The following is a 24,286-nucleotide window of genomic DNA, read 5'->3' as shown; positions in this document are numbered from 1 at the left end:
TTAAAGGTAAAACAAAAAAAACCAGCCATTGCTGGTTTTTTTATGCCTGCTTAAAAACCCATTGTCAGCGTTTTAACTTCATAACTATTATTTTCTAGCTTACTCACTAAATAATAATGCCCGTACTGACTCTCATCCATACTTTCAATAGCTTGGTTACTCAATAATGAAGCCAACTGCGGTGTGGTATTACTATGTCCTATTACTACCACAACGCCATTTTGTGCTAATAATTGTTTTTTCAATGTCGTTAGATCAGCAGCATCATAGGTAATAACTTTAATATTATAATACGCGGCTAATGGCGCTGCCGTGCTTAGGGTGCGGTTATAGTTACTGCTGAATAACGTTATGTTTGGATAGGTGTTAACTAACGAAACCAAGTGCTCAGCACGCGCTTGGCCTTGGGCAGTTAGAAATGGATTTTCCCCTGTTTGTTTTTCGCTATGTCGAAACAAGTAAACCTGTTCAGGGGCAGAAAAGGCGGGTTGGCAAATAAGTAATAATGCTATTAACAATGTTTTTATGTGGGCGTTCATTATTGCTTCTCTCGTTTATATACTAATAGGCGATTTATAAACTCAGTTGTAAGCTCATTTATGAGTCCAGTTTCTGCATTTAAAATCAAACTAAAGCCTACATTTAAGTGCGGAAACACAACCAAATCACTGCGGTAGCCTTGCACCCAACCACTGTGGTAATAAAGCGTTTCATCATCATAATCATACACACGCCAGCCTAGCCCATAGTAGGCTTCGTTCATGTGCTCTCGCCATACTCGTCTGTAGCGTTCTTTTTTAGTATGTGTATAAGGACGCGTTTGCGTGGCCAATGCATCTAAGGATAATACCGATGGATATTGCCCTAGTTGCGCATTTAACCAAATAGCCATATCTGACGCACTGGCGTTTACCCCAGCCGCCGGAGCGACTTTATAATAATTCTTTTTCAAACGGGCACTGTACCAACGCTTTTTCCCTCGCACATGAGGGTGTGCGTAGTTACTATCTTGCACCATGGCATCGTAGCCTAAGCTTGCATCGTTCATTTTTAGAGGGATAAAAAATGCGTCATTGAGCCACTGAGTATAAGTTTTGTTGGTGCTTTTTAAAATCACGTCATCAATTAAACTAAACATGACATTTTGATAGCCATAACAGTCACCGGGTTCGCATATAGGTTTTACACTTAATAGCTTTTCTACAATATCGCTATACCCCATTCGCGATTCGATTAAATTATCGTATGCATTCGGTACTAGCCCACTAGAATGGCTTAAAATATGAAAAACCTTTAAATCATCTTTGTAGTCGGTTTGTTTAAATTCAGGAATGTAATGACTAACAGGAAAATACAAATTAAGTTGTTCTTCATTTGCAAGTTTTGCCGCTAACGACCCTGCAAACGTTTTAGATACTGAGGCCAAACGAAACCGAGTGTGTGGATTAATTTTTTGCCCACTGCGCACTTTGGTATGCCCCATAGTATGTATATAGTCACGCGCTTGTGCGTTGACGATGGAAAGCGCTCCGCCCGGAATCTTTTTTACTTTTAGTTTTTTTTCTACGTAGCGCCCATAATTTTTAACAAAAGCTTCCCAGTCAGGATCTGTGCTTGCGCTTGCCTGTAAATGCGTCCCTAAAATACATAAAGCAAAAAAATAAAAGGGTAAGGAGTTAAAATACTTCATTCTTAGCTAATTTTTCTTTTTTAGTCATAATCAGCCTCTATAATATCATGAACTTTTGCTCGGACTAACGTACAATATGTTCGATTAATGGCTTTTGAGTGGATGTAAAATATTTATGCGTTTTTTAGTTGTATCACTTTTTATTGTATTAGCTTCAGGTTGTGCCGTAGTTAAGCAGCCTGCAGAACCTTTAGCAATGCCTGCAAAACCTTTGCTTAAGAGTCAAACTTACCAACTTAAATATGAAACCGAGCATGCTTCACCGAAAGTAAAATCGGTGCAATTACCTGCACATAACATTAAAAAAAATCAGACTGTCAGAGTGATCGTAGACCGTGCAAGTGTCACCGACACATTAGTATCTCAAATTAGCCAAGCACTTAACGATAAACAACTAAAAGTTACCACAACCGATAATAGTGATTACACGTTAGCTATCCATCAAGTTGACCTTGAGTTTATAGATGATGCTAAGTACATCTTAGCGCAGCCAGAAAAACCTTATTCATTGTTTTCAAAAGTAGCACAGCAATTCCCTTCTCAACAATGCGCAAATATACTGGCACAAGTTAGTATGCGCCTTACACACAAAGCATCGGGAGATGTAGTTTGGTTTGCCAAATCATCAATAGATAGTGCAAGCTTTCACCGTGAGCCCCTAATCTATAGCTTTACTGAAGAAAAAAAGATCACTAACGAGTTAGAAGTTGTTGCGTTTATTCATAAACATAATACCGAACAGGCTCGGCTTAAGCGTGCTGAACTTAAAAATGAAGTAACGGCCCCTGCTTATAAAACCATTACTAAACTGAGTCGTTTAACTAAATTAAATGGGCCATGTACACGTACTGAGATCAGCGCATTAACTCCCATGATGCAATTTTACTTAAGCAGTATACTTATCGATAAAATTAAGGTTCAGTAGTTGCAGGACGACCGCTACATTTTTTTACAGATTTAGCCAAGAGTTTGACAATATACTACCCTTTTAAGCAAACTCTAATTTAGGTTCCAAGGATGAAGCATTTCCCACAAAGACATTTTTTCCGTTGTGCAGCCTTATTGTTTGCGCTCATTTTTAGTGGCCAGAGCACAGCAAGCAATCGTTACTATGCCGATAACACATTGGAACCCACTACAGGGTTTGCCTGGGACTGGAGTGCAGGAGCTGGTTATTACATAGAAGATTCTTATTTGGTGGGCATGAATTCTTATGATGTTGGCGCCGAGTTAGATTTAAGCCTTGCGGTTTCTTACGATAATTTTTACCTTGATTTTGATCATAATCAACTCAGCGGTGGACTTGTTTTAGGCTATAGCTTAATTAACAAATACGATTGGGGCCTTGATTTATTAGGTACTAATTCGCAAGCCGGGTTTGACGAGCAAGGCTTAGGTATTTATAACGATGGCATTATTGAGCCACTGCGCGGTATCAAAAAACGTAACTATGATTTTGATACTGGCCTTCGATTAACACGTCGATTTGAAAACTCACAAATTTCCCTTGAATACTTACATGATATATCTGGTGCTCATAATGGCTGGGTGGCAAACGTATTTTTTAGTCATATTCAGCCTTGGCGTAATTGGGAGTTTCGCTCTGGTATTGGCCTAAGTGCCTACTCTGCAGATTTTACAAACTATTATTTTGGTATTGATAGCGATGAAGCAAACGCAACTCGCCCTATTTATCAAACCAATGCCAGTACCAGTATTATGTTTGAATTTCATGCTGAATATCCCATTAATCAAGATTGGGTCTTTTTAGCAGGCTGGTTAACGACGTGGTTTTCAAAAGAAATTGATGACAGCCCAATTATTTCCCAAGGATATCAACACAAAGCCAAGGTAGGCGTGCGTTATGTACTTTAGATTTTTTTACTGTTTATTGTTTAGTTATTCAGGCTCTTTGCTGGCAGCCCCAGTGCAAATACCCGCTCAATTGAGTGCAGTACCTGATACCTGTGTGGCCTTACGTGAAGGACGTCACTGTTACGCCGATGTTGTTTTGTCATGGCAGCAAGTAGAAGTGGGAAATTATTGTCTACGCGATGCCACCTCAAAGTACATTATGCAGTGCTGGCTTAAACAGCGACAAGGTTCGTTTAATTATGCCTTTGACTCAACGCAAAGTATTTCGTTTGAACTATTTGACAGTAATACATCACAAGTCATTGCCGTCACAGAAGTAAAATTACAATGGGTGTATCAAAATAGGCAAAAAAAGCGGCGTTGGCGGTTATTTTAGTCACACACTATAGACATTATGATAGCTAAACATCATTTAGGTATGCGAAGAAAGCTTATGGATAATTACGGTACTATTTTACTGGTTGAAGATGATATTTCTCTTGCACAGTGGGTCACTGAGTATTTAACAGAGCAAGGCTATGTTGTACATGTATGTCATCGAGGTGATGAGGTTATAAGCCAAGTAAAACGTTTAAACCCACAACTTATTTTACTCGACATTATGCTGCCAGGGCTTGATGGTATTAGTGTATGTCGTGAGCTACGTAGCTTTTATCATGCCCCAATTATAATGCTTACTGCCCGCGATGAAGAAATGGATGAAGTCATTGGGCTAGAAGTCGGTGCTACCGATTATATAATAAAACCAGTACGCCCTCGCGCATTGCTTGCACGCATTAAATCTGCCTTGCGCTACAGTAGCGACACGCCTAAAACCGATGATCAAGCAAATATGATCAATATCGGTCAATTAAGTATTAATACCGAGTCACGCAACGTTTCCCTTAACCAACAGGATGTGAACATTTCAAGCGCAGAGTATTTATTACTGCATTACTTAGCCAGTAATGCAGGACAAGTTGTATCACGCGATGCGGTGTTTAAAGCAACCAAAGGCAGGGAATATGATGGCCTAGATAGAAGCGTTGATGTGCTTATTTCTGCCTTGCGTAAAAAGTTTAATGATGACCCACAAAAACCAGAAAAAATTAAAACCATTTGGGGACGTGGTTATTTGTTTGTGACTACAGCGTGGTAAATTTTAATGCCTGAGTGCTTAAAATAATTAGCGCGATAGTAATAAAAGTCACTTCAATACACCCAGCCTATTATGGAATAGCATCAATGAAAAAGTTTTACATTTCACTACTAGGCAGTGCGCTGCTTTCAATTATTGTTTTAGGTTGGCTTATTGATGCATTTAGCCAACAAGCGCATGCGCCTTTGGATGAGTTTAGCGTTCAAAGCCAGATTATTGTCGGGTTAAGTAAACAGCTCACGGCGCTTAAACCCGATGCTCGCCCGCAACAAGTAACAAAGCTCGCCGCTGACTTTGACCTTATACTTAACTACAAATTAAATCAGTCGCTGGCACTGCCCTTAGCGCTATTAGATAAAATGCAAACCCAAGGCGGATTAATACTCGAAGACGAGCAAGGCTTTTATATGCTCTACACAAATGATGAGTTAAGTCCTTATCATTTAACCATGCGTTTAGATAAACCCTATGAGGCCACACAACGAAACGATATTATTTTAACGCTATTATTTTACACTGGCTTATGTGTTTTTATGGGTTTTATTATTACCCCTTTAGCAAAGCGCCTTACGGTGTTAAACGAAGCAGCAAAGCAATTTGCATCTGGTAATGTTAAAGCGCGTATTACCCCCTCTCGATTTACCTATATAAAAGACGTGGAACTGACCTTTAACCGTATGGCGAGTCAAATTGAAAAGCTAGTTGCTGAAAACAAGCTAATGGCCTCCAGCTTATCGCATGATATTAGAACTCCAATTGCTTGCTTACGCTTTGGTGTCGACGCCGCTCTTGATAGTCATGACGAGAGTAAAATAAAGCATTATTTAACTCGCATGGAAACCGACTTGGATCATATGGAGTCAATGCTAAAAAGCTATTTAACGTTTGCTACTTTAGAGCAAAATGCGAATAAGCTTACTTACTCATCAGCAAACCTTAAACAATACCTAAGTGATATTGTATTGCAACTTGAGCCTAGAATAACCTCTCGCTCGCTTAATATTTCTTTAGAATGTGATGATCATACCGTTTATGCTGACTTACATTGGCTGGCAAGAGCAATCACCAACTTAATTAATAATGCCTGCGACTTTGCAAATCACAGCATTCAAGTAACCGCTTCAGTACAAGAACGTTTTCTGGTGGTGAACATCGCCGACGACGGACCAGGCATTGCTCAAGAAAATAATCATAAAGTATTTAGCCCATTTTTTCGTGAACGCAGCCACCGTAATCGCAGTGATAATAGTTATGGCTTGGGGTTAGCAATCGTCGCCAAAGTTGCCGATTGGCATCATGGCACCGTAAAAGTGAGTAAAAGTGAACGACTCTCAGGCGCCTGTTTCACATTAACCATCGCTCAGTTTGAACATTAATCAACAACGCAAAGATGCTCAATACAGCTGATAAACGAAATATAATTAAAAAAATTGTGCTATTTATAATCAAAATACGCACGTGTTATTTATACAGCTAAATAAAACGCAATAATTGTGCAACAGAGACAAATAAGCACTTTTTATTTAATTACAATTCCAGTAGATTGTCACGGCGTCGAAAAAATAGAGAAGCAGAATAATATGAGTGCAGTAAGAGGTGAGTTTAGCTCCCGCTTTGGTTTTATAATGGCTGCGGCAGGATCAGCTGTTGGCTTGGGTAATATTTGGGGTTTTCCGACTCAAACAGCAAGTAATGGGGGCGCTGCATTTTTAGTCGCGTATTTAGTACTGGCTTTCTTTTTAGCCTACCCCGCTTTAATGGCAGAACTGATGATAGGTCGCCATGGGCAAGCTAATGCGGTCTCTTCATTAACTAAATTAACCACGCGACCATGGCAAAAGCAATTTGCCTTTGCTGTCGGTTTTGGTGGTATTTTATGTGCTGGATTTATTTTAAGTTTTTATGCCATTGTTGCCGGTTGGATGTTAAGTGCCACTTTAGAACCGGTAACCACATTGGTCGGCGCTGATGCCGCCTCTTTATGGTTAAGTGAGCAATCGCTTACTCGTAATATTCTTTTCACTGTTTTATTTATTATTTTAACTGTTGCTATTATCAGCCGCGGTGTAGAAAACGGCATTGAAAAATGGTCTAAACGCTTAATGCCCGCTCTGCTCGGTATTTTGTTTGCCCTAATTGCCTACGTGATGACTCAAGAAGGCGCTGTTGAGGGGTTAAAAGCTTACTTAGTCCCTGACTTTTCTTCTATTTTTGACCCTACATTGTTAGTGAGTGCCTTAGGCCAAGCTTTCTTTTCATTGTCACTGGGCACCAGTGTGATGATTATATATGGCTCATATATCAGTAAAAAAGAAAACCTTGTTTCCCTTGGCGCGTATGTAACCTTAATTGATGTGTTTATAGCGTTTGTAGCGGGTTTATTGATCATCCCTGCTATGTATGTGGCACAAGCGCAAGGTGTTGAAATATTCTCTGCAACTACAGGTAAACTTCTCTCTGAAGATACTCTCGTATTTCAGGTATTGCCTGCCTTATTTGATGGCATGGGTGGTGTAGGTTTATTTGTTGGCTTTGCTTTTTTTGCATTGATGAGTATTGCCGCACTAACTTCATCTATTTCCATGCTAGAAGCGCCAGTGTCGTACACGGTAGAGCGCTTTGCGATGAAACGTGTTCAAGCAACGTGGTTAATAGGCGCTTTAATTGCCATAGTGAGCATTACCATTGTGTGTAACCTAGGCACTTTATTTGGCTTAGTGATCACCCTAACAACCAAAGTTGCACAACCTTTATTAGGGCTTATGTGCTGTATATTTGTAGGTTGGATCTGGTACAGATCGTCACTACTAAAAGCGATTCAACAAGGTAACCCTGAGGTGCATAATACGTTATTTTGGAAGATATGGCCTTGGTATACTAAGTTTGTATGCCCTATTGCCATTAGCTTAGTATTCTTACATTCCCTACTAAGCTAGTTAAAAGATGCATAAAAAAGGCCCACATCAGTGGGCCTTTTTAGTGGAGCAATATTACTGCTTTAAAATCATATCCTGATGGGGTATGCCATCTTCTATATATTCATCACCAACACATTCAAAACCGAATGAGCGATAAAAATTCAGTAGGTAGGTTTGTGCGCCAATATAAATATCGCGAGTCGGCCATTGCGCCTTACAGCATGCTATTGCTTCATTGACTAACTGTTTGCCTAATCCAGAACTTCGCTGTGATTGAGCAACCAATACACGCCCTATCGCACTGTACTGAGCATCTTTTTCATAACAACGGGCATAGGCATTCACCGATAGCCCATCAAGAAAATAGACATGACGTGTAGAGTCTGCGATATCGTGATCATCAAGTTCGGGGTAAGGACATGCTTGTTCCACAACGAATACGTCTACACGTACACGCATGATTGAAAACAGGGTTTGGGAGTCGAGCGCAGAGAATGGCTCACATTTAAACGCCATTTAAACACCTTTTTTATTGCAGGGGCTTACCTAAAGTAAGCCCCTAAAGCGATTAAGCGAATAATCGCTCTAACTGATCACATAACTGCGATAAATTAACATGGTCATGCTCTATGGTTAAATCAACATAGCCATCACTTCTAAATGCCCTGTCTAATTCAATCAATACATGGGTTTTATGCGCTTCAGGAATAAACGACAACTCAATTTCTTTTATGCCAAACAAACTGCGGCTATTAGGCTGATACTCAAGCTCTTGATAACATCCCGATACAGATTGAAAAGTAGGGGCACGTAAATGGCCTTGTTCTACATCGGCTTTAACTAAACTAAAACCAAGCTTTTCCATCGCTTGCATGCATGTTTTAACCGCTTCATTAGGATAAATGTGTAAATGGTCTTTATCTGTTGGATCAAGCGCAAGGTCAATATCAAGGCCTGTTTCTAACCATACATAAGATTGATTATAACCTGCATTAATTTCAGTTATAGGCGTTTCTGAGTGTAAACGGGCTTCAAACGGAATAGTTCTTACTTCACCGGGCTCAATAATACCAAGATCGGTAATGCGCCACTGGTCAATCACATGATTAGTGAAATAATCACCGTCTTCACTCGCCACTTTTACACGGGTAACTAACATTAAGTCTAAACCGGTAATTTCTTGGCTCACATCACCTGCAGTAATTACAATTTGCGCGTTAAATAATTGCCCCGGCTGAAGATGCTCGGTCTCTAAAATAGTATCTACTTTGGCGGCACCAATGCCTACCGATGCTAAAATCTTTTTAAACATATTTTCTCCTTAAGCTAAGCAACTCTAATGTTTGCTTACGCTTAAACTCCTTCGTTATGGCATCTTAACCACATTTAAAAGCTCTTGTCAGCGAAAAACTGCTATTTACATGCTGTTTACCATAAAACTAGCCATATATGTGCATTTTTTATACATTAAAGCTACTTTACCTCTGCATAAACTGACAGTAGCAATCATTTGATAAATACTCACTATCACGTAACTAACTGCGTTAAATAAGTAGATTAATTGTCAATAAGCATTGTTTTTCGCTACACTACAGTGCCTAAAAAAGTGGTATTAATAACTATGGAACTAATTTATTTTGCTACCGCCTTCGTCTGCGGTTTTGGTATATACCAGCTAAAATTGCCGCCACTTATCGGCTTTCTTATGGCTGGATTTATTCTTAATTTAGCGGGTTATAAAAGCACGGAACTGCTGGAAACAATTGCATCTTTAGGGGTTACACTGCTACTTTTTAGTATTGGCCTCAAGCTTAAAATTTCAAATTTAATAAAGCCTCAAGTCTGGGCTCCGGCCACCTTACATATTATTCTAAGCAGCGCTTTATTTAGTGGCTTTATGCTACTACTGGGTGTTTTTGCACTGCCATTATTCGTCGATTTAAGTTGGCAAAGTGCGCTGTTAGTTGGTTTTGCTCTGAGCTTTTCAAGCACCGTATTTGCGGTAAAAGTTCTTGAAGAGCGCGGTGAAATGGCAAGCCTGCACGGTAAAATAGCCATTGGTATTTTAGTTATGCAGGATATATTTGCGGTTATATTTTTAGCGGTCAGTACCGGTAAGTTGCCGAATATTTGGGCCTTAGGGTTAATTATTGCCTTACCTTTATTTCGCCCTGTTATGTACTGGGTGTTAAACCGCTCTAAACATGGTGAGTTACTGCCGCTATTTGGGTTTTTCTTTGCCTTAGTAGCAGGTTATAACGCCTTTGAATTTGCAGGTCTCAAAGGTGATTTAGGTGCTTTGATTGTAGGTATGATGTTCGCACCACACAAAAAAGCCGGTGAATTGTCTAAGTCATTGCTTAGCCTAAAAGATATATTGCTAGTTGGCTTTTTCCTAAGCATTGGTTTAAGTGCAGAGCTTACTGCCCACTCCTTAGTCGTCGCTTTAGTGCTGGTATTAATTATTCCAATTAAAACCCTGCTTTATTACATACTAACCAACCTATTTAAACTTCGTGCGCGTACCTCTTTGTTAACAGCATTTAGCCTAGCTAACTTTAGCGAATTTGGTTTGATTGTCTGTGCAGTTGCCGCATCTACCGGCATGGTTACCTCTGAGTGGCTTGCTGTTATTGCGATTGCGGTGTCGATCACCTTTGTAATTGCTTCTCCTTTAAATAAACGCTCTAACGAGCTATACGTTAAAATTGAACGCTTTTTATTAAAGTTTGAAAGCAAAACCCGCTTAGCTGAAGAGCTCCCAGTAAACTTAAATGACACAAAAATTGTTATTTTTGGTATGGGTAGAATTGGCACAGGTGCCTATGAAACAATAAACGCAACTCATCCGGATGTTGTTGCAGGTATTGATATTAAGCCTGAGGTAGTTGATAAGCATGTAAAGCGAGGTCGCCGAGTATTAATTGCCGATGCCACCGATCCTGATTTTTGGCAACGTGTTAACCACTCCCACGTTGAAATGGTAATGCTAGCTATGCCTAAGCACATGCAAAATATTTTTGCCTTAGAGCAATTACAAGCATCGGGTTATAAAGGACAAGTAACGGCGATTGCCAACTACCCCGATCAGCAAAAAGAATTAGAAGAAATGGGAATAGACTCTACTTACAACTTTTACTTAGAAGCAGGTAGCGGTTTTGCAGAGCATGTAAAGCAAACCCTGTTTCCTTAATAGGGTTTAGATGCAAATGGATTGCATTTACATTCCTTTACATCTGCGTATTTTATTGGTTTAAAAATAAGGTAAAATGTCTGTGTTGGTTTAGTAAAGCTAATACCTAAGTGTGTATTTAAATAAAAATATACACAACTGGACCCCTTGCTTTTAATTAACCAATAAGATTCTCAAATTAGAGGGCCTACTCCCTCTATCAATAGGCTGTTACTTGCCCGTTACAGCCTATTTTATTTCTTTATTATCCCTTACACTTAACACCTCTACTCATAAAAGATGTCAATAATGGATCCTCAACAACTTAAAGTCGCCATTAATACCATTATGCCGTTTGGTAAATATGCTGGACGCCCCTTACTTTTGCTGCCTGAGCCTTATTTAGTGTGGTTTAAACAGCAAGGCTTTCCTGATAGCAAGCTCGGCTCTCAACTTGCAATGATGTACGAAGTGAAGCTTAATGGTTTAGAGCAAATGTTGATGCCATTACTAGAAAAAAATAGTAAATAAATAGAACTTTTCTATAAGTGGCCTGTCTATCTATTTGCTACTTGTTGATTTTTTGGTTTTAAACCGCAAAAAAGCGCCTTTAAGGCGCTTTTTTATTGTGTGGAATTTACTAGTCTAAGCTAATAATAAACTTAACCCCACCCAGTGTTGAGTCTTCAATTGCGCACTGACCTTTGTGCCATGACACAATTTTACTCACTATCGCCAGCCCTAGCCCAAACCCTCCGGTTTTTTTATCACGACTTTTATCTAAGCGCGTAAACGGCTTAAATACTTTTTCGCGCTCAGAGAAGGCAATGCCGGGGCCATCATCTTCAACCACTAGCAGTAACTTTTCATCGGCAGTACTTAAACTAATATGTACACTTTGCGAGGCATGTTTAAGTGCATTACTGATTAAGTTTTGCAGCACCCGCGACATAAAATGACTATCGCATAAGTAAATAAATTGAGTGGGGAGCGTTGTTGTTAGTTTAATACGGGTATCAAAGTTTACTTTTTCAATATTAGTTTTAATTAATGCAACGATATCGCAAGGGGCTAATTGTAGACTAGGTTGCTGTGTATCTAAACGGGCGTATTCCAACATTTCAGATACCAAGGACTCCAGTTCATGAATATCCATTTGCATGTCAGATAAATACTGCTGTGCTTTGGTATCGTGAGTTTTATCCTCGAGTATTGCAATAGCAAACTTCAACCGCGCTAATGGCGTTCTAAATTCATGAGATACAGAAGAGGTGAGCTCTTGCTGAGCACTAAGTAAAAACTCAATACGTTGCTGCATTACTTGCAATGTATCGGTGATGGGTAAGAAGAATGACTTTGAGCCATGGCTTAATTGAAAGTCTTGCGAGCCACCCACTGCCTCGCATGCATGACTCAGCTTTGCAAAGTCTCGCCACAACAAAAAGCTCCACAAACCTATTGGTAAACTTATAATAAACAACACCAGTAAATACGGTAACACAGTCCCTGAGCTGCTGTGTTTAACACCCACAGGGCCTACTTGTAGCAATTGTGAATTATTTAGCGTTACATACCAAACGATACGCTGCTGTTTATCATATAAATAAAGGTAATGGTTTTGAAATAGTTGTGCTTGCTGTTCTGGTGGGAGCACTAGATCTTGCTGGGCAATGACTTGGCTATCAAAATTATGTTTAAGCTGCTCAAGCCCATCTGGGGTTTGTGAAAGCAGCCATAAAGACTGCCCGAATTCGTCATCTAACAATACACTTTGCTGAGATTCATCATAGGGCCAAAACTGCTCTATAACGCCACTAACAATAAACAAAGAGGCAATAATATACACGTAAAGGCTTATAAATAGCTTTCCCATTAACCTAGCCTAACACCTTGCATTTATTACATATCCCACGCATCTGATACAAATAGATAGCCTTGCCCCCATACCGTTTTAATTCGATAGGGTTTATCACTGTTATCACCGAGCTTTTTACGAATGCGTGATACACGAACATCCACCGTGCGGTCTAACCCGTCGTACTCACGCCCTATCATATGTTGATGGACATGCTCTCGACTGAGCACTTCACCAGCATTTGAAGCCAATAACCACAGCAATTCAAATTCATGAGAAGTCAGGACAATTTCAACACCGCTTAGCTTTACAATGCGGCTGGTTTTATCTATTGATAAATCACCAAATTGAAGTTCTTCAATCGCTTTAACACTTGGCTGTCCACGGCGAAGCAATGCACTAATTCGAGCAAGAAGTACACGCGGCTCTGCCGGTTTTATAACGTAGTCGTCAGCCCCGAGTTCTAAGCCTATAACTTGATCGAAGTCTTCACCCTTTGCTGTTAGCATTAAAATAGGGAGAGTGTATTTATCGCGTACTTGTCGACACACGCTAAAGCCATCTTTTCCTGGCAACATTACATCTAAAATGATCAAGTCGACGTGGTTTTCACTAAGATAAGGAAACACTTCGTCACCGCGTTCTAAAACGTCAACTTCTAAGCCATTATGCTCAAGATAGTCTTTGGTTAATTGTTGCAACCCTAAATCATCTTCAACAAGTAATATCTTTGGCATTTACTGCTCCTAAATTAAAAAAAGCTCCAAGGTGAGCGTAGCCGATGTTTTTTCTTAGCGTATGCGGTTTGCACTTCTATTTGCACACTCGCTAACGATACACCTGTATGGGGATTAATCAGGGAGTATATGGTCTCCACCTGAACACGCGCTTTATAACTAAGTTGGCCTTTTTTGACACCTTGCCAGCATTGCAATTGTGTATCTTGTTGGTATAAACATACATCGCTAGCGGCTGACAGTTGCCACTTAAATTTTAACTCAAGATCACAAAATTCTTGTTGTTCGGAAACCACACAGACTTTGGGTGATACGTTAAGTGAAGAGGCTTTTGCAACGCTAGCGTTGCTAAAAAATGAAGCTGCAAGCACAACCAACATAAAACACTTCATATTAAAATGTATGTTCGAATCCTATAAAGGCGGTCATTGAATAGTCATGTTCAAAAAGCGGGCTGCTATCCATTGCTGAATAATCATAATAGGCTAAATGAAAACGAAGCGCGTTGACTCCATCTACAGGCCAACGGGCGTCGATTTTAGCATAAGGTTGCCAACTACTACCAACTTCTATTTCACCGTAAATAGATTCAGTGCTATTTAAACCATAAAAATAGTTATTTAGTTGGGCTGATTTGTAATTAACGCCTAACGTCGACTTTAACGTTAATTGCTTAAACTCATGATGATATTGCCATTGCAACGATCCCCTGTAGCCATTATAAACGCTGTTTACATCATGCAATAATTGCGCAGAAAATACTTGCTGCTGCTTTACAAAAAAATAGCTGATACCGGCATCAAGTGCGACTCGTCTTTTTTGTATATTATTTATATTTACTTGACGAGGTGAGTCAGTGTGTAGCGATTCTAATATCTCGTTCTCAGCGGTTGTTTTAAAGGCGAAAATATTTTGTGGATGCCAATCAATAAAAAAACGTGACTCAGGGTTAATTTCTGACACAAAACTAACGTTATGTTGTTTGCTTTGTAAAAAAGAATAACCAAGGCGGCCATTATCAAAAAACCAATTTTGACCATAATAGGCCACTTGCGGAATAACAACTAAGGGGATGTTATCTGCACCATACAGAGGATTTGTGATCACCCCAACACCAACACTCACACTAAGGTTAAGCTCATCAGTGGATATATGTTGCTGCTTCTGAGCAATCGCATTAGTGCTTAATAGCACTAATAACAGGCATGTGTTTATTCTCAGATGGAACCGCATGAAGTTAATCGCTAGTTTATAAAGTGGCTTTGACCCTATAGTAGCAAGTAGTATGAACACAAGCTCTAGAGGGTTACAATCATTAACAAATTTGATACAAACAGAACACGTTTACATATCGGCCGCTATTTCGACCCGATTACGACCATGGGTTTTAGCTAAATAAAGTGCTCTATCTGCCTTTTCAACTAATAAACAGCTCTTACTAAAAGGTTCCATTAAAGCAATGCCGAAACTGGCTGAAATATTACGTTTATTATTACTGTCTTCTTTTTTACGAATCGTCAATTTGGCAATGCTCAAACGAAGCTGATTACAAAATGCCATCGCATCATTAATGCTTTCAAAGTAACCCGTAATACAAAATTCTTCACCACCAAAACGATAAGCTCTGTATTGCTCTTGTACACTATTTTGCACTTTTTGAGCGACTAGCTTGAGTACCTCATCGCCTTTTTGATGGCCAAAATCGTCATTAAAACGTTTAAAATGATCAATATCGAACATAATCAACACCGCTAATTTACCGTGTTCATTTTGTGAAGAGGCGTTCAAACAAAACTCAACAATGTCTGTGTCAAACTTACCGCGATTAAATAATCCGGTTAAGGAATCTTTATCAACCGCTTCTTGGGTCACGCTAAGCGCTTCTTTTAAATCTTTAATTTCGTTGTACGCTTGCGCTAATTTGGTTTGGAATCCACGGGCGTAATCTTGCATCGCAATTGATTCGTCAGTTAGGCGCTCAACGCAAGAAAGGATCTCATTAAATGAGTTAATACTAGAGAGCGTTTTTAATTCATTTTGTGAATCAACTAACGAGGTAGTAAAGCTTTTCGAATATTGAATGGAGTCACTAAGATCAAACTGCATTTGCTCTACGGTGCCATGAAACCTTTCAGACATTTGTTGAAAAAATGCAAGCTCTTCGTCATTAATATGCTTATTAAAAATTTCTTGGGCGGTTTGAGCTGAACACGTATTGTGCAAAGAGATGACTTTATCAAGCTCTGTGTTTAGTTGTGGGTTGTCGCCCTGTACATAACAGTACCAAATAGCATAATTTATTGGCGTTACAGGCATTTTGTATTTAACCATCAACGGAATGGCTTTTTTTAAACACTGGGCAGAATGAGCAAGTGAAACCGTATTATCCATAATTAAAACTCTTAGACATCACAACAAAGATGTTAATAAACACATAAATATTAGCGGTTTATATTAACAGTTTTTTATCATCCAACAAGCCTATATTATGTTTTCCCCCATATTTTGTGCAATATTCCAAAGCGCACTAATAGCAGGGTCGTTTAGTTCTTTATGTAATACAGCCAAACCAATTTTAAACCCTTGTGGTGGCTCGCCTTTATACTCTAAAACCTGAACCTTATCGTTAAGCGGACTATTATCGAGTACAATTTTTGGGATCATGGCCACGCCTAACCCTAAACTCACCATAGATACCATAGCTTCATGCCCTGCCACTTGCGCGTAAATTTTTCCTTGTACATTATTTTTTCGCCACCACTGCTCCAACCTTTGTCTTGAAAATCCTTGTTCAGCAACAATAAATTCAAGCTCAGACCAATCAATAGTTTCGCTACTAGTGGCTAATTTTTCTGTGATCGGACATTGAATAGTGGGTGCAATTAATACCAATGGCGAGTAGCCAATATCTACAAATGCAATTTGTGCAGGTAATTTACTGGGTCTGGCTGCAATGGCCATAGATTCATGTCCATCTAACACTCGGTTAATAGCCAAGGCGGGATCGCCCGTATTTAAGGTAATTTCAATATGCTGATGCTGAGCTCTCAGTTGCTCTAAAATATGATGCAAAAAACTGTAAGACGCGGTAACGGAGCAATAAAGGCTCACATTGCCATAAATATGTTGTTGCGGTTCGTTTAAATTAGCTTTAAACCGCTGCCAATGACTAAGTGTTGCACTGGCATACTCCTTAAATGCAACGCCTTCGCGGGTAAGCTTTACACTGCGATTATCACGCTGGAATAACATCACCCCTACTTCATCTTCTAACTGCTTAATATTACGACTTAAAGTGGGCGCACTTATGTGGCATAACTCACTGGCACGAGAGAAATGAAGCGTTTTTGCCAACGCCAAAAAGTAATTTAAATGCTTATGATCCATAACAACACCAGTATTTCATATTATGAAACACTTTAATTCAAATATATCATTTTACGCAAGAAAAGATTTTCCATATTGTTATTCCAAGCAAAGCAAAAGCAATGCATCTAACAAACTGAATTAATAGGAAACTTATCATGGCAAATTATTTTAATAGCTTACCTTTACGCGAACAATTAGCGCAATTGGCACAATGTGAATTTATGGGCGCAGACGAATTTAACGACGGTGTTGCTGCACTTAAAGGTAAAAAATTGGTAATTGTAGGCTGTGGCGCTCAGGGCCTAAATCAAGGCTTAAACTTACGTGATTCTGGTTTAGATGTAGCCTATACACTGCGTGATTCAGCCATTGCTGAGCGTCGTCAGTCATTCTTAAATGCATCTGACAATGGTTTTAAAGTGGGTACATATGAAGAGTTAATCCCAACAGCCGATGTAGTACTTAACTTAACACCTGATAAACAACATACTGCAGTTGTTAATGCCATCATGCCATTAATGAAACACGGCTCAACCCTTGCCTATTCACATGGCTTTAATATTGTTGAAGAAGGCATGCAAGTTCGTGAAGACATTACCGTTATTATGGTTGCACCAAAATGCCCGGGGTCAGAAGTACGTGAAGAGTATAAACGCGGCTTTGGTGTACCTACATTAATTGCGGTTCACCCAGAGAATGATCCTCAGGGCCATGGCTTGGCACAAGCAAAAGCCTATGCAGCAGGTACAGGTGGTCATCGCGCGGGGGTACTTAAATCATCATTTATCGCTGAAGTGAAATCTGATCTGATGGGCGAGCAAACCATTTTATGTGGCATGCTACAAACTGGCTCTATTTTATGTTTTGACAAAATGATTGAAAAAGGAATTGATGCCGGTTACGCCTCAAAACTTATTCAATATGGCTGGGAAGTGATCACAGAAGCACTTAAATATGGCGGTGTAACAAACATGCTTGACCGCTTATCAAACCCTGCAAAGGTTAAAGCGTTTGAGCTAAGTGAAGAGCTTAAAGTGATTATGCGTCCTCTTTATAACAAACACCAAGATGACATTATCGATGGCACATTTTCACGTGTAATGATGGAAGACTGGGCAAATGATGACGCTAACTTACTAAAATGGCGTGCTGAAACTGCAGAAACTCATTTTGAAAAAACCCCAGCAGGCGATGTAGAAATTGCTGAGCAAGAATTTTTTGACCACGGTATTTTAATGGTGGCAATGGTAAAAGCGGGTGTAGAACTGGCATTTGAAACCATGACAGCGGCCGGTATTATTGCAGAATCTGCCTATTATGAGTCACTGCATGAAACGCCGCTGATAGCCAATACTATTGCACGCAAAAAGTTATTTGAAATGAACCGCACTATTTCAGATACCGCTGAGTACGGCTGCTATTTATATAACCATGCCTGTTTGCCGCTTCTACAAGAATTTATGCAAGGTATTGATACTGATGTTATTGGTAAAGGCTTAAATGAGCAAAGTAATCAAGTTGATAACCAAACTTTAATTCAAATAAATACGGCTCTACGTGAGCACCCTGTTGAGAAAGTAGGCGCAAAATTACGCGGCTACATGTCTGCAATGAAAAAAATAGTTTAACCCAAGGGTCCTAGAACTTTCACTTGTTAGAAACCAAGCCCACTTGCATTTTGCTGTGGGCTTTTTTAAGTGCAAATTAATCATCAATAGCTGAAAATAAATAATGTGCTAAAATAATTCCCCTCATTGCCTCAGTTGTAAATATAAGCACTATCATGACGATACAAAATCTCTCTATTACTCAAAAAATAACAGCCCTTGGAAGCATTATTGCTATTTGTGTTGCTGTATTAATTGGTTTGACGTCTTTGCATAACTCAAAGAATATTATTGAGCAACGCATGATCGAATCTGAACTGCCAAGTAAATTGCAAACAATCAGTAATCATATTGGTGGCGAGATCAATGAACTTCTTGGTGCAGCACAGCAGCTTTCGGCAAATACCTTTATTTTAGATTGGGCAAATGCTGGCAACAACAACGACACGCTATTACTTAAAGAGCTCAATCGTTTGGTTGACCAATACGATCTTGCCACGGCTTCGTGGGCGAATAAAAACACTGCACAATATTGGAATCAAGATGGCTTTTTACGTGTTTTAAAAAATGATGCCGCAGATGGCTGGTTTTTTGCTTTTACACAATCAAAGCAACCTTACTCAATTAGTATTTATCAAGAGTCTGAAAACGATGTAAAAATGTTTGTTAACCACCAACAACCTAATGGTTTAGGCTTGGCAGGCTTAGCAAAAAGCATTACAGATATGCAAAAGCTGCTACAACAATTTAAAATTGAGCAATCAGGGTTTGTGTTTATTGCCGATAAAAACGGATTAATTCAGTTACATAAAGATGCAGACAAAGTCGCTAAGGTTAATATAGATAGTATTTACAGCGCTAATATTCATAACAAATTACTTAATAAAAACGGCTTCGCTTTAGAGGAAGTAAATATCAACGGGCAAGCCACACTCATTGCAGCCACACCGATTAAAAACACTGACTTATTTGTATTAGCTCAAGTCCCAAAAAGCGAAGTCTTTTCTAGTGTAAATACCCTAGAGTGGCAAATATTCACTTTCACTATCATCACTGCGCTAATCGCAAGCGTGATCAGTTACTTATTAGCTCGGTCTTTAGCTTCACCGTTATCAACAATGGCTGAGTTATTTTCGCGTTTAGGGCGTGGCGACGCAAATTTAGCCTATCGCTTACCAACATCTCCCCAACCTGAGCTAAATAATTTAACCACCGGCTTTAATCAATTTATTGAAAAAATAGAAACCGCTATTGTGCAAGTAGCTAATGAGAGCCACGGTATTCGCCACAGCTCAGATCATGTATTTTCGCAAGCCAAGCAAAACTCTTTAGCGCTTGATAAGCAAAAAGAGCAAACTATTTCAGTTGCAGCAGCCATTAATGAAATGGGCGCTACAGTGCAAGAAATAGCGCAAAGTGCTGCCAATGCAGCTAAGTTAACCAACGATAGCCGCGATAACACTAAGCAAAGCCATCAACAAGTGTTACAAAGCCAAACGACAATCTCAGCCCTTGCCAGCGACATTGACGGCATAACCGAGCAAGTTGCTTTACTTTCTAAAAAGACTATTGATATCGCTAGTATTGTGGATTCAATTAGAGGTATATCTGAACAAACCAACTTACTGGCTCTTAATGCAGCCATTGAATCTGCTCGTGCTGGTGAACATGGACGAGGCTTTGCTGTAGTTGCTGATGAAGTAAGAGCGCTGGCGAATCGTACCTCACAATCGACCACTGAAATTCAATCAATGATTGAAGAGCTCACTCATATTTCAGATGACGTTGTCAGCGATATCGGTCAATCAAAAGATAAAGCACAACAAAGCGTAAGCGCAATGCAAAACTCGGTTGAGTTACTTAATACCATTACTGAAACAGCCAATGAAATTAACGATATGGCGACCTTAATTGCCACCGCCACCGAACAGCAAAGTAGCGTTGTGAATGATGTAGGTCGTAGTATTGAGCAAATAAGTGAGATCAGTGATAAGTCAATGAGTGAACAAATCAATACAGAACAAGCAATTCGTGATTTAGCCACCAGCGCACAAACACTTGATGCACTCGTTGCAACGTTTAATCAGCAACGTTAAATAGAGTGTTACATTAAAAAATAACCTCTGTACAAAATAACCACTATACTTAAGTGTGTTTTTTGTACAGAGGTGTGTATGAATGCTCTCCAAGGTAAACATTATTTACTGATTGTGTGCCTGCTGGCTCTGTGTGCTTGTAGCACCACAGATAACGCCAATATAAGCGTGCCAATCCCCACTATTACTTCTCCCATGCAATTACAACAGCAGCTTGTAGAGTCTGAGCAACAAATATTTCAACTCGACGACGGCCTCAAACAGCAATTAAATGCTTACGTGCAATCGAGTAAATCAGTTGATGAAATAGCGTATAGCCTACTTAGTTTTTTACTCACAAATGGCGATAGCGCTTTATCTTATCAATCCACCACGACACAAACCGCATCTCAGAGCTATCAAAACTTAAACGCCAATTGCTTGTCACTATCAATTTTAGCATATAGTTTAGCTGAGCATTTAGGGCTTAAAGCTCGCTTTCAAAAAGTACACATTCCGGAGTATTGGTCTCTAAATCAGGGATTTAATTTACTCACGGGACACATCAACCTTGCCATAGACAATAAAACTAAATTCAAAGATAGCTCACTTGTTTATCAGCGTAATAAGCGTTTAATCATTGATTTTGACCCCAATAGCCGACAAGCCCGTTTTGCAACCTCATTGCTTTCAAAAAAAAGGGTGACCGCCATGTTTTATAATAAAAGGGGGTGAGGCACTGGTAAATAAACACTATGATTTAGCGTTTAGCTATTTCAAAGCAGCAATCAATACGGACGCTTCATTTAGTGCTAGCTGGGGCAATTTAGGGGTACTCTTTAAACAATTAGATGATTTAAAGCAAGCGGAGCAAATGTATCGCTATGCTATTGCCTTAAATACTGATAATAATACTGCACAAGGTAACTTAGCATTATTATACACACTCACAGATAGAGTGGCCGAAGGCGAAAAGCTATTGGCTGAGCTTGACAAAAAACGCCAAGAAAATCCTTACTATCATATCTCGCTTGGTAACAGTGAGTATGTAAATGGTAATTTTAAAGACGCAATTAGCCACTATAAAAAAGCGAACGCTATGTCACCAACCTTACATGAAAGCCACTTTGGACTGGCGCGAAGTTACTTTGAGTTAAATAATATAGCTAGGGCGGAATTTCATTTGCGTAAAGCCAGAAAAAAAGCAGACTTTACACATGACAAACAACGCTATGATAATAAACTCATCGCATTAAAATCACTTATCGTTAAGGCGAATCATTATTAAATTATTTAGCTTAACCTGCATTGTATTTTTTATAAGTTGGAGTGGACTCTCAAAGCCGATTGAGCCGCAGTTATTCACTGATTTAACAACGCTAACCAGCTCTAAATTAGCAGGCAGAAAAACGAATAGTCACTCGGCTTTACTCACCAGAGAATATTTAAAAGCACGCTTTAAAGAGCATCAACTGACGGTTATAGAACAACCTTTTACTTATCCATCAGGGCTGTTTTCTAAGGCGCAAGGCGTAAATATTGTTGCGACCAAAACAGCAAAAAATTTGCCTGTTATTGTTATTACAGCGCATTAAGACCATTTAGGCCTAAAAGCCGGAAAATTACACCCTGGCGCTAACGATAATGCCTCGGGTGTTGCCGCATTACTATACTTATCGAACGCTTTAAAGGTGCAATCATCCTATGGTTTTGTGTTTGTTGCAACAGACGCTGAAGAAAACGGTTTACACGGCAGTGAGCACTTTGCCAAAACAATGCGCCAGTTCCCTGTTGCTTTAAATATTAACTTAGATATGTTGGCAATTAAAAAATCGCATAAGCGGTTATACGCGCTAACAAGTCGTTCGTTAAAAGGTCAATTCACTCCACTATTCAGCCAAATAAAAAATACGAGTGTCGAATTAAAGCCCGTTTACTCATCACGAAAAATGAGTCGACTCACCAACACGAAACAAATAGACTGGCACAGAGCCAGCGACCATTATTCATTCGCTAAACAAAAAATTCCGTATGTGTACTTTTCGATGGGCGCCGATAATTATCATCACACAGCAAAAGATACGCTCGAAAATATTAATACTGCTCTTTATCAAGAAGCAGTATTGCTAATTGAGGCATTTATTAATCAGCTTTTGACAAACCCTGAGGTATTCAGTCCCCCTTTAAAAGCAGCAACGTAAGCCTCTTTTTTTGCCCGTGGAAGTTTTTTAATCGCATATTCTAATTTACTTGCGTCGCTTTTAGTCCCAACTTGTTGCTGATGAATGAGCACCAGCGGTCCTTTCCCTTTGAGGTTTTTTGCCCCTTTACCCGCTTGGTGCGTTGCTAAACGACGCGCTACATCAACTGTAATACCGGTATACCAATGACCAAGCCGTGTTTGCACAATATACAGTGACCAAACAGCCGGTTTACTTTTACTATTGCACAACTCATCGTTTAAACTTTTTTGATTATTAATGGTCAAAACCTCGCCTTAACGCGCTAAACAAAAACAATTACTCAAAAGGGTTTTACCTTGAGTGACTAATCGGTATCATGCAGACTATAAAAAATAAGGATCACAACTAACAATGCAGTCGTTAAAAACTTTTTCTCTTTGGCTTATCGTCGCTTTAACGCTTAGTTCAGCCGCAGGTTGTTCTAGCTGGGTGTACAGAATCAACATCCCTCAAGGTAACTTTTTAGAACAATCAGACGTTGATAAGCTTCGCGTTAATATGACTCGCGAGCAAGTAATTTATGTACTAGGCAGACCGATTGCCGAAGACGCCTTCGATAAAAATACTTGGCGTTACGTTTATAGCTTTAATAAAGGGCGCGCTAATGAACAATATAAATCATTAGTATTAAACTTTGAAAATGAAAAGTTAGTAACGGTATCTGGTGACTATGAGCAACCAGAAAACTTTACAACCCCTTTAGAGCAATAAGCCATTTGGGTTTAATTGAAAAAGGTGAGCATGGCTCACCTTTTTTGTATCTAACGATCTAACGGTCGGCCACCGGTTACTTTATTTGCGCGGCCCTCTTCTTTAGCTTTTTCGGCGCGCTTTCTGCGGGCATCTTTAGGGTCGGCAATTAATGGGCGGTAAATTTCAACTCTATCGCCGTCTTTAAGCTCATGATTAAGCTTTACCGTTCTGTTCCATACACCTAAAGTTAAAGCGGTTGCATCAATTTCAGGGCACTTCTTAATAATACCTGATTGGATCACTGCTTGCTCTGCGGTGGTACCTTGGAATACCTCTATATTTAGCGTGGTTGCTTTCGTTGGTAACGCAAACACAATTTCAATATTGATCATGCTCGCTCTCCATATACCGCTTTTGCTCGTTGAGTAAAGGCACTCACCATATTTTTAGCCACATCATTAAAAATTTTACCAAACGCAAGTTCTATTAACTTACTAGAAAATTCAAAGTCTAGCTGTAAATGCACTTTGCACGCATGCGCATCTAATTGCTGAAAATGCCAGCGACCTTGTAAGGTTTTAAAAGGCCCATCGACCAAGCGAAGCATCACTGTTTGCTCATCAATTAGCGTATTTTCAGTGGTAAACCATTTTTTTATACCGGCTTTAGATATTTCTAAACTGGCGGTCATGTTATTATCATGCTGCTTAATAATTTTTGAGTCTGAACAATTAGGTAAAAACTGCGAATAAGCTTCTACATCATTGACTAGATCAAACATCTCTTTAGTGCTGTACATAACCAGCGCACTTTTCTCTATTTGTGGCATACTCACTCCCAACTGTGTGCAGGAATTTTAGCAAGCTTTGTGCGTTTCCCCAAACTTTCATCGCGCTTAAATGAATCCTTCGCTT

24 protein-coding genes and 2 pseudogenes are annotated in these 24,286 nt (G+C 39.4%); 13 read left to right on the top strand and 13 right to left on the bottom strand.

Annotated features, from left to right (window positions below; genetic code table 11):
* Positions 1–50: 50 nt before the first annotated feature.
* Together ND6B_RS03150 and ND6B_RS03155 are read right to left on the bottom strand one after the other, a co-directional pair.
* Entirely contained in the window at positions 51–539 is a 489-nt protein-coding gene (locus ND6B_RS03150; protein WP_033104099.1) for a SixA phosphatase family protein, read from the bottom strand.
* Complete coding sequence (locus ND6B_RS03155; RefSeq protein ID WP_033104098.1) at positions 539–1,690, bottom strand: serine hydrolase domain-containing protein; 1,152 nt, start codon at positions 1,688–1,690, stop codon at positions 539–541. The genes ND6B_RS03150 and ND6B_RS03155 overlap by 1 nt, the downstream gene beginning before the upstream one ends.
* Before the next feature lie 115 nt (positions 1,691–1,805).
* On the opposite strand from ND6B_RS03155, the gene ND6B_RS03160 reads away from it, so the two are divergent.
* The 6 genes from ND6B_RS03160 (at position 1,806) to ND6B_RS03185 (ending at position 7,639) form a co-directional block, all read left to right on the top strand.
* Positions 1,806–2,615 (top strand): hypothetical protein, encoded by an 810-nt coding sequence (locus ND6B_RS03160; RefSeq protein ID WP_013465502.1) that lies wholly within the window; start codon positions 1,806–1,808, stop codon positions 2,613–2,615.
* 92 nt (positions 2,616–2,707) lie between these two features.
* A complete protein-coding gene (locus tag ND6B_RS03165; protein ID WP_024602061.1) occupies positions 2,708–3,565 on the top strand; it encodes a MipA/OmpV family protein in 858 nt (285 codons plus the stop codon).
* Entirely contained in the window at positions 3,555–3,941 is a 387-nt protein-coding gene (locus ND6B_RS03170) for a DUF3019 domain-containing protein (RefSeq protein WP_016899250.1), read from the top strand. The genes ND6B_RS03165 and ND6B_RS03170 overlap by 11 nt, the downstream gene beginning before the upstream one ends.
* A gap of 57 nt (positions 3,942–3,998) precedes the next feature.
* Positions 3,999–4,703: a response regulator transcription factor gene (locus ND6B_RS03175; protein WP_024602060.1), complete on the top strand. Its 705-nt coding sequence runs from the start codon at positions 3,999–4,001 to the stop codon at positions 4,701–4,703.
* Between the two features lie 86 nt (positions 4,704–4,789).
* On the top strand, positions 4,790–6,079 hold the full coding sequence (locus ND6B_RS03180; RefSeq protein WP_033104097.1) for a HAMP domain-containing sensor histidine kinase: 1,290 nt from the start codon (positions 4,790–4,792) through the stop codon (positions 6,077–6,079).
* Between the two features lie 204 nt (positions 6,080–6,283).
* On the top strand, positions 6,284–7,639 hold the full coding sequence (locus ND6B_RS03185; protein ID WP_024602058.1) for a sodium-dependent transporter: 1,356 nt from the start codon (positions 6,284–6,286) through the stop codon (positions 7,637–7,639).
* A 54-nt stretch (positions 7,640–7,693) separates the two neighbouring features.
* Here the strand turns inward: ND6B_RS03185 and ND6B_RS03190 are convergent, their stop codons facing one another.
* Both ND6B_RS03190 and ND6B_RS03195 read right to left on the bottom strand, forming a co-directional pair.
* Positions 7,694–8,137 (bottom strand): GNAT family N-acetyltransferase, encoded by a 444-nt coding sequence (locus ND6B_RS03190; RefSeq protein WP_033104096.1) that lies wholly within the window; start codon positions 8,135–8,137, stop codon positions 7,694–7,696.
* 52 nt (positions 8,138–8,189) lie between these two features.
* Positions 8,190–8,933 carry a sporulation protein gene (locus ND6B_RS03195; protein ID WP_033104095.1) on the bottom strand — a complete coding sequence of 248 codons (744 nt, stop codon included), beginning with the start codon at positions 8,931–8,933 and terminating at the stop codon, positions 8,190–8,192.
* 309 nt (positions 8,934–9,242) lie between these two features.
* Here ND6B_RS03195 and ND6B_RS03200 point away from each other — a divergent pair, with 309 nt between their 5' ends.
* Together ND6B_RS03200 and ND6B_RS03205 are read left to right on the top strand one after the other, a co-directional pair.
* The gene (locus tag ND6B_RS03200) at positions 9,243–10,814 is read left to right on the top strand and encodes a cation:proton antiporter family protein (protein ID WP_024602056.1); all 1,572 of its coding nucleotides are present in this window, start codon (positions 9,243–9,245) and stop codon (positions 10,812–10,814) included.
* Positions 10,815–11,102: 288 nt separating this feature from the next.
* The gene (locus tag ND6B_RS03205; protein ID WP_010387988.1) at positions 11,103–11,324 is read left to right on the top strand and encodes a DUF3820 family protein; all 222 of its coding nucleotides are present in this window, start codon (positions 11,103–11,105) and stop codon (positions 11,322–11,324) included.
* A 109-nt stretch (positions 11,325–11,433) separates the two neighbouring features.
* Here ND6B_RS03205 and ND6B_RS03210 read toward each other — a convergent pair whose 3' ends face one another.
* The 6 genes from ND6B_RS03210 to ilvY form a co-directional block, all read right to left on the bottom strand.
* Complete coding sequence (locus ND6B_RS03210) at positions 11,434–12,666, bottom strand: ATP-binding protein (protein ID WP_033104094.1); 1,233 nt, start codon at positions 12,664–12,666, stop codon at positions 11,434–11,436.
* Positions 12,667–12,692: 26 nt separating this feature from the next.
* Positions 12,693–13,385, bottom strand: a complete 693-nt coding sequence (locus ND6B_RS03215) for a response regulator (protein ID WP_013465514.1) — start codon at positions 13,383–13,385, stop codon at positions 12,693–12,695.
* A 14-nt stretch (positions 13,386–13,399) separates the two neighbouring features.
* Positions 13,400–13,765 carry a DUF3019 domain-containing protein gene (locus ND6B_RS03220; protein ID WP_028834008.1) on the bottom strand — a complete coding sequence of 122 codons (366 nt, stop codon included), beginning with the start codon at positions 13,763–13,765 and terminating at the stop codon, positions 13,400–13,402.
* A gap of 13 nt (positions 13,766–13,778) precedes the next feature.
* Entirely contained in the window at positions 13,779–14,618 is an 840-nt protein-coding gene (locus ND6B_RS03225) for a MipA/OmpV family protein (RefSeq protein WP_051686693.1), read from the bottom strand.
* A gap of 111 nt (positions 14,619–14,729) precedes the next feature.
* Positions 14,730–15,776, bottom strand: a complete 1,047-nt coding sequence (locus tag ND6B_RS03230) for a GGDEF domain-containing protein (protein ID WP_013465517.1) — start codon at positions 15,774–15,776, stop codon at positions 14,730–14,732.
* A 90-nt stretch (positions 15,777–15,866) separates the two neighbouring features.
* Positions 15,867–16,772 (bottom strand): HTH-type transcriptional activator IlvY, encoded by a 906-nt coding sequence (gene ilvY / locus ND6B_RS03235; RefSeq protein ID WP_024602050.1) that lies wholly within the window; start codon positions 16,770–16,772, stop codon positions 15,867–15,869.
* A 137-nt stretch (positions 16,773–16,909) separates the two neighbouring features.
* Here ilvY and ilvC point away from each other — a divergent pair, with 137 nt between their 5' ends.
* The 4 genes and pseudogenes from ilvC to ND6B_RS19710 form a co-directional block, all read left to right on the top strand.
* Positions 16,910–18,382, top strand: coding sequence for a ketol-acid reductoisomerase (gene ilvC / locus ND6B_RS03240; RefSeq protein WP_013465519.1), 1,473 nt, complete (start codon positions 16,910–16,912; stop codon positions 18,380–18,382).
* A 155-nt stretch (positions 18,383–18,537) separates the two neighbouring features.
* Positions 18,538–20,457, top strand: coding sequence for a methyl-accepting chemotaxis protein (locus tag ND6B_RS03245; RefSeq protein WP_013465520.1), 1,920 nt, complete (start codon positions 18,538–18,540; stop codon positions 20,455–20,457).
* A gap of 78 nt (positions 20,458–20,535) precedes the next feature.
* Positions 20,536–21,724: pseudogene (locus ND6B_RS20545) on the top strand (tetratricopeptide repeat protein).
* Positions 21,725–22,043: 319 nt separating this feature from the next.
* A pseudogene (locus ND6B_RS19710) lies at positions 22,044–22,637 on the top strand (M28 family metallopeptidase); the annotation flags it as partial.
* On the opposite strand, the gene ND6B_RS03250 reads toward ND6B_RS19710, so the two are convergent.
* On the bottom strand, positions 22,583–22,924 hold the full coding sequence (locus ND6B_RS03250) for a GIY-YIG nuclease family protein (protein WP_024602045.1): 342 nt from the start codon (positions 22,922–22,924) through the stop codon (positions 22,583–22,585). The pseudogene ND6B_RS19710 and the gene ND6B_RS03250 sit on opposite strands and share 55 nt — an antisense overlap.
* 106 nt (positions 22,925–23,030) lie before the next feature.
* Here ND6B_RS03250 and ND6B_RS03255 point away from each other — a divergent pair, with 106 nt between their 5' ends.
* Entirely contained in the window at positions 23,031–23,390 is a 360-nt protein-coding gene (locus tag ND6B_RS03255; protein ID WP_013465523.1) for an outer membrane protein assembly factor BamE, read from the top strand.
* 50 nt (positions 23,391–23,440) lie between these two features.
* Here the strand turns inward: ND6B_RS03255 and ND6B_RS03260 are convergent, their stop codons facing one another.
* Together ND6B_RS03260 and ND6B_RS03265 are read right to left on the bottom strand one after the other, a co-directional pair.
* Positions 23,441–23,764, bottom strand: a complete 324-nt coding sequence (locus ND6B_RS03260; RefSeq protein ID WP_013465524.1) for an RnfH family protein — start codon at positions 23,762–23,764, stop codon at positions 23,441–23,443.
* On the bottom strand, positions 23,761–24,201 hold the full coding sequence (locus ND6B_RS03265) for a type II toxin-antitoxin system RatA family toxin (protein WP_013465525.1): 441 nt from the start codon (positions 24,199–24,201) through the stop codon (positions 23,761–23,763). Before ND6B_RS03265 ends, ND6B_RS03260 begins: the two co-directional genes overlap by 4 nt.
* Positions 24,202–24,286: the final 85 nt, after the last annotated feature.

The sequence above is a fragment of the Pseudoalteromonas sp. ND6B genome, from assembly GCF_000764215.1.
Classification (GTDB): Bacteria; Pseudomonadota; Gammaproteobacteria; order Enterobacterales; family Alteromonadaceae; genus Pseudoalteromonas; species Pseudoalteromonas tetraodonis.
Note: the sequence above shows the minus strand (reverse complement) of the source record. Positions and strands in the feature narration are given on the sequence as shown.